We start from the raw sequence: 6,334 nt of genomic DNA on the forward strand, positions 1-6,334 counted from the left end.
GACGCGACCCGCCTCGCCGACTTCGTAAACAGCTCCTAGGGGCCTACGGTGTCCAGCGCGGGCGGGACGCCCGGTCCCGGCCGACGAGCGACGTGGGGGTACGCCATGGCCACCGTCAGCGTCCGGTACATCGTCCGCGACGTCGACGCCGCGATCGACTTCTACACCCGCCATCTCGGGTTCACCGAGGTCATGCACCCGGCCCCGACCTTCGCCATGCTGACCCGCGGGGACCTGCGGCTGGCCCTCAGCGCGCCCGGCGGGCCCGGGGGCGGCGGCAGCACCGCCGCCGACGGCCGCGTCCCGGAGCCGGGCGGCTGGAACCGTTTCGCGCTCGAGGTCACCGACCTGCCCGCCGTCGCGGAACGGCTCCGCGCGGCCGGGGTGGTCTTCCGCGGCGACCTGGTCGAGGGGGTGGGCGGCGACCAGGTGGTGGTCGAGGACCCGTCGGGCAACCCCGTCGAGCTGTTCGCGCCGAAGCGGGCCGAGGCCCGCCTCGACCCGGCCACGGGCTAGGTCCGCTTCTTGCCCGCCTTCGGCGACATGAGCCGCGCCCCGGCCCAGTCCTCCCCCACACTGACGTTCGACGTCTGCGCGAGGCCCGCGGTGGGCGCGGCCTCGGCGATCTCGCTGGGCTCGAGATGGCCCGGCCGGCCGGTCTTCGGGGTGAGCACCCAGATCATGCCGTTGTCGGCCATCATGCTGCGGGCGTCCACGAGGGTGTCGACGAGATCGCCGTCGCCCTCCCGGAACCAGAGCAGGATGACGTCGATGACCTCCTGGGCGTCCTCGTCGAGGAGGTCCTCGCCCGTGACGTCCTCGACGGCCTCACGGACCGCGTCGTCGACGTCGCTGTCGTATCCCAGTTCCTGGACGACCATGCCCGGCTCGATGCCGAGCTTGTCCGCGATGTCGGACGGACGTCCGGCATCCTCCGCGGCGACCACGCGTACACCTCTTTCCTCCGGTACGGCGGCACCGGGTGCGGGCCGCCGCGAGTGGGTTCGGATGCGGAATCCGAACACGACCATGCGGCCCCGCGCAACCGCCGTACCGTGATCATGCGGCGAGGGGCACGATAGGGGGTACCACCCGGGGCTGCCGCCCGGCACGACCCCGGGGAACGCGGAACACTGCACAACACCTGTACGAGCCACCCAGGGAGACCCCTTGACCGGCCAGAGCACCACCGGCGGCGACACACCGGCCCGCAACGGCACCGAGAGCCCGCGACGCGTGCACGTCATCCGTGACGGCCTCGCGGCCCACCTCCCGGACATCGACCCGGAGGAGACCGCCGAGTGGCTGGACTCGTTCGACGCCGCGCTGGACAACGCCGGGCAGCAGCGCGCCCGCTACCTGATGCTCCGGCTGCTCCAGCGGGCCCGTGAGCGTCACGTCGGCGTCCCGTCGCTGACCAGCACCGACTACGTCAACACGATCCCGACCGACCGTGAGCCGTGGTTCCCGGGCGACGAGGAGGTCGAGCGCTCCTACCGGCGCTGGATCCGGTGGAACGCCGCCATGACGGTGCACCGCGCGCAGCGGCCCGGGATCGGCGTGGGCGGGCACATCTCCTCCTACGCGTCGTCGGCGACGCTCTACGAGGTCGGCTTCAACCACTTCTTCCGCGGCAAGGACCACCCCGGCGGCGGCGACCAGGTCTACATCCAGGGCCACGCCTCCCCCGGCATCTACGCCCGCGCCTACCTCGAGGGCCGGCTCACCGAGGACCGCCTCGACGGCTTCCGCCAGGAGGTCAGCCACGGCGGCCCCGGCCACGGCCTGCCGAGCTACCCGCACCCGCGGCTCATGCCGGACTTCTGGGAGTTCCCGACGGTCTCCATGGGCCTCGGCCCGATGAACGCGATCATGCAGGCGCGGTTCAACCGCTACCTGCACGACCGCGGCATCAAGGACACCAGCCAGCAGCACGTCTGGGCCTTCCTCGGCGACGGCGAGATGGACGAGCCGGAGTCCCGCGGCCTCCTGCAGGTCGCCGCGACCGACCAGCTCGACAACCTGACCTTCGTCATCAACTGCAACCTGCAGCGGCTCGACGGCCCGGTGCGCGGCAACGGCAAGATCATCCAGGAGCTGGAGGCCTTCTTCCGCGGGGCCGGCTGGAACGTCATCAAGGTCATCTGGGGCCGGGAGTGGGACGCGCTGCTGCACGCGGACCGCGACGGCGCCCTCATCAACCTGATGAACGTCACGCCGGACGGCGACTACCAGACCTACAAGGCCAACGACGGCGCGTACGTCCGCGACCACTTCTTCGGCCGGGACCCCCGCACGAAGGCCATGGTCGAGCCGCTCACGGACGACCAGATCTGGGGTCTCAAGCGCGGCGGACACGACTACCGCAAGGTCCACGCGGCGTACAAGGCCGCGACCGAGCACCACGGCCAGCCGACCGTGATCCTGGCGAAGACGATCAAGGGCTACGGCCTGGGCTCGCACTTCGCCGGCCGCAACGCGACCCACCAGATGAAGAAGCTGTCCCTGGACGACCTCAAGCAGTTCCGGGACGAACAGCGCATCCCGATCTCCGACGCGCAGCTGGAGCAGGACCCGTACCTGCCGCCGTACTACCACCCGGGCGAGGACGCGCCGGAGATCCGGTACCTGAAGGAGCGCCGCCGCCTGCTGGGCGGGCCGGTGCCCTCGCGGCGCACCACCTCGAAGCCGCTGGTGCTGCCGGGCGACAAGGTCTACGACGTGATCCGCAAGGGCTCGGGCAAGCAGGAGGTCGCCACGACGATGGCGTTCGTCCGGGTGCTGCGCGAGCTCGTGAAGGACAAGGAGATCGGCCCCCGCTTCGTGCCGATCATCCCGGACGAGGCCCGCACGTTCGGCATGGACTCCATGTTCCCGACGCAGAAGATCTACAACCCGCACGGACAGCACTACACGTCCGTCGACGCGTCGCTGATGCTGGCCTACAAGGAGTCCGAGCAGGGCCAGCTGCTGCACGAGGGCATCAACGAGGCGGGCTCGGTGGGCTCGTTCACCGCGGCGGGCACCTCCTACGCCACCCACGGCGAGCCGATGATCCCGGTCTACGTCTTCTACTCGATGTTCGGGTTCCAGCGGACCGGCGACTCGATCTGGGCGGCGTCGGACCAGATGGCGCGCGGGTTCCTGATCGGTGCCACCGCGGGCCGCACCACGCTGACCGGCGAGGGCCTGCAGCACAACGACGGGCACTCGCTGCTGCTGGCGGCCACCAACCCGGCCGTGGTGTCGTACGACCCGGCGTTCAGCTTCGAGATCGCCCACATCGTCAAGGACGGGCTGCGCCGCATGGTCGGCGACGACCCGGAGAACGTCATCTACTACCTCACGGTCTACAACGAGCCCTACCCGCAGCCGGCCGAGCCGGAGGGCCTCGACACCGAGGGCGTGCTCCGCGGCATCTACCGCTACCTCGGCACCAACGTCGAGGACGGACCGCAGGTCCGCCTGCTCGCGTCGGGTGTCGCGCTGCCGTGGGCCGTCCAGGCGCGCGAGATGCTGGCCGAGCAGTGGGGCGTGGGCGCCGAGGTCTGGTCGGTGACCTCGTGGGGCGAGCTGCGCCGCGACGGCGTCGAGGCCGAGCACCACAACCTCGTCCACCCCGACGCGGAGCCGCGCGTGCCGTACGTGACCCGGGCCCTCGGCGGCACGGACACCCCGGTGATCGCCTCCTCGGACTGGATGCGTGCGGTGCCGGACCAGATCCGGCAGTGGGTGCCGGCCCCGTTCGTCACGCTCGGCACGGACGGGTTCGGGCTCTCCGACACCCGCCCGGCCGTGCGCCGCCACTTCGCGGTCGACGCCGAGTCCATCGTGGTCGGGGCGTTGCAGTCGCTCGCCGCGCGGGGCGAGGTCGACAAGGGCGCGGCCGCCGAGGCCGCCGCCAAGTACCGGATCGACGACCCGCAGGCCGCCGGCCCGCAGACGTCGGACTCCGGCGTCGCCTGATCGGCGGAGGGGGTCGCCGGCGGTCGCCCGGACGGCCCCCTCCCGACGATCAGGTCGCCCTCGCCGTGTTTCGGTCCCGTTCCGGCCCGAATACACAGCTCACGACCCCTCGGCAAGCGACGCGAATCACGCTAGGCTCCGCCCGACGCCGACCCTCCGGTGAGGAATCGGTGTCCCGACCAGGGCGCGGACAGTAGCGGCCGGGCGGCGTTTCCCGGGGCGAGAGCCCCGAGCACGTACGAGGAGAGCAAGAATGGCAGAGGGCACCGTCAAGTGGTTCAACAGCGAGAAGGGCTACGGCTTCCTCGCTCCCGACGGTGGTGGCGCGGACGTGTTCGTGCACTACTCCGCGATCCAGGTCAACGGCTACAAGAGCCTCGACGAGGGGCAGCGCGTGTCCTTCGACATCGAGCAGGGCCAGAAGGGTCCGCAGGCCACTCAGGTGACGCCGATCGGCTGATCCACCCGTCCCGGCCGGCCGGTCGGGACGCCACCCACCAACCGGCGCACACGACGTTCCGCTTTCCTCGCCCGTCTCGGCGCGAGCCCCGCACGGCACGTGTCAGCGAACGGTCCGTACGTCGTCGACGGCCGGGGTGACCATGACACGGTCACCCCGGTCGTCGACGTCCGGGGTCCTTCCGTGTGCCTCACCCCGGTCGTAGGTCGCTGCCCATCGACCAGACCAGCACCTCGGCGCCCGCGGGGCCCGCGGTGAGTTCCGTGCTGCCCGCGAAGACGGAGCCTGCGGAGCCCACCGGGGGCGCGGTCAGGCGCAGCTCGTCGCCCTCGCCCAGCTCTCCGGCGGGGGTGCTCGCGCTGCCCGCGGTCAGGAACACGTGCCGGTAGGGCGCCCCGGGCACCGACCACCCGGCGCCGGCGGGAAGCCGGGCGGCGTGCAGCTCGGCGTCGGCGCGGCGCAGCGGGAGCGGCCCGCGGTCCCGCGGCGCCGGGTGGCCGGACGCGACGAGGAACGGCCGGCCCGCGGCCAGCTGCTCCCCGACGTCCCGGCGGGCCAGGGCGGGCTCGCGCAGCGGCCGGTCCGGGACCAGCCACGCCTGCACGAACCGCACCGGCCCGGGGCCGCCGCACCGCTCGGCGTGCTCCACCCCGGTTCCCGCGGAGAGCACCTGCACCGTCCCCGGCCGCACCAGGTGCGCATTGCCCAGCGAGTCCGCGTGCGCCAGCTCGCCGGACACCACCCAGGTCACCAGGTCGACCTCGTCGTGGGTGTGGGTGTCGTAGCCCGCGCCGGGGGCGAGCCGCTCGTCGTTGTGCGCGAGCAGGGCCCCGAAGAAGGTGTTCGCGGGGTCGTAGTGGGCGCCGAAGGAGAAGCCGTGCCGGGCCTCGCAGCCCGCGTGCACGGTGCGCGCCCGGTCCGCGCCACGGCGCAGCTCCACCCGTCCGTCCCCACCGGTCACGAGCTCCTCCTTCCGGCACGTCGGCCCCGTCCCGGCGTGCCATGCTTCCCCATATGACCCTGTCCGACGTGCGGGCGGTCTCGGCGGCCACCCTGCGCCGCCTCGAGCTGGCCACCGGCGACCTGGCCGCGGCGTGCCTGTCCGCCATGGAGGACGGCCAGCCGTGGTTCGCGCGGCTGCCCGCCGACCAGCGCGCGGGCGTCCTGCTCGTCACGCAGACCGGGGTCGGCAACTTCGTGGCCTGGCTCGGCGAGCCGGGCGAGACGATCCGGCTCACCGCCGAGGCCTTCCGGATCGCCCCGCGCGACCTGGCGCGCCGGCTGTCGCTGCGCCAGACCGTCGACCTGGTGCGGATCGCCACCGAGGTCTTCGAGGAGCGGCTGCCGCCGCTGGCCGCCGACGAGGCGGAGTACCGGATCCTGGTCGAGGCCGTGCTCCGGTTCGGCCGGGAGATCGCCTTCGCCGCGGCCACCGTCTACGCCAACGCCGCGGAGACCCGCGGGGCGTGGGACGCCCGGCAGGAGGCCCTCGTCGTCGACGGCGTGGTCCGCGGGGACGCCGACGACGCGCTGGTCTCCCGCGCCGCCGCACTCGGCTGGGACCCGGCCGCCGCGGTCCGGGTACTGGTGGGCAGCCCGCCGGCGGCCGACGGCGGCGACGCGGCCGAGATCCTCTCCGGCATCCGCCGGCACGCCACCCGGCTCGGCCGGTCCGTGCTGGTCGGGGTGCAGGGCAGCCGGCTGGTGCTGCTGCTGACCGAGCCGCGCGGCCGGATCGCGCCGGACGACCGGCCGCGGGACGGCGCCCACCCGGTCGCCTCGCTGGTGGCGGACTTCGGGCCCGGCCCCGTCGTCGTCGGGCCGCGGGCACCGAACCTGGAGGCCGCGCACGTCTCCGCCCGGGACGCCCTCGCCGGGCTGCGGGCCGCGCCCGGCTGGCCCCCGGCG

6 protein-coding genes are annotated in these 6,334 nt (G+C 73.3%); 4 read left to right on the plus strand and 2 right to left on the minus strand.

The window, feature by feature from the left end; genetic code table 11:
* The first annotated feature begins 105 nt into the window (after positions 1-105).
* On the plus strand, positions 106-516 hold the full coding sequence (locus ACFQH9_RS22140) for a VOC family protein (protein WP_379568484.1): 411 nt from the start codon (positions 106-108) through the stop codon (positions 514-516).
* Here the strand turns inward: ACFQH9_RS22140 and ACFQH9_RS22145 are convergent.
* A complete protein-coding gene (locus ACFQH9_RS22145; RefSeq protein WP_379568486.1) occupies positions 513-947 on the minus strand; it encodes a DUF3052 domain-containing protein in 435 nt (144 codons plus the stop codon). The two genes, ACFQH9_RS22140 and ACFQH9_RS22145, sit on opposite strands and share 4 nt — an antisense overlap.
* A gap of 223 nt (positions 948-1,170) precedes the next feature.
* On the opposite strand from ACFQH9_RS22145, the gene aceE reads away from it, so the two are divergent.
* On the plus strand, positions 1,171-3,966 hold the full coding sequence (gene aceE, locus ACFQH9_RS22150) for a pyruvate dehydrogenase (acetyl-transferring), homodimeric type (protein ID WP_379568488.1): 2,796 nt from the start codon (positions 1,171-1,173) through the stop codon (positions 3,964-3,966).
* Positions 3,967-4,219: 253 nt separating this feature from the next.
* A complete protein-coding gene (locus ACFQH9_RS22155; protein WP_037052393.1) occupies positions 4,220-4,426 on the plus strand; it encodes a cold-shock protein in 207 nt (68 codons plus the stop codon).
* A 190-nt stretch (positions 4,427-4,616) separates the two neighbouring features.
* Here the strand turns inward: ACFQH9_RS22155 and ACFQH9_RS22160 are convergent, their stop codons facing one another.
* Positions 4,617-5,387 carry a pirin family protein gene (locus ACFQH9_RS22160; protein WP_379568490.1) on the minus strand — a complete coding sequence of 257 codons (771 nt, stop codon included), beginning with the start codon at positions 5,385-5,387 and terminating at the stop codon, positions 4,617-4,619.
* A gap of 53 nt (positions 5,388-5,440) precedes the next feature.
* On the opposite strand from ACFQH9_RS22160, the gene ACFQH9_RS22165 reads away from it, so the two are divergent.
* Positions 5,441-6,334: PucR family transcriptional regulator (locus tag ACFQH9_RS22165; protein ID WP_379568492.1), on the plus strand; the 894-nt coding region annotated here is incomplete at its 3' end.

Origin of the sequence: Pseudonocardia lutea (genome assembly GCF_042658055.1) — a bacterium.
Taxonomy (GTDB): domain Bacteria; phylum Actinomycetota; class Actinomycetes; order Mycobacteriales; family Pseudonocardiaceae; genus Pseudonocardia; species Pseudonocardia lutea.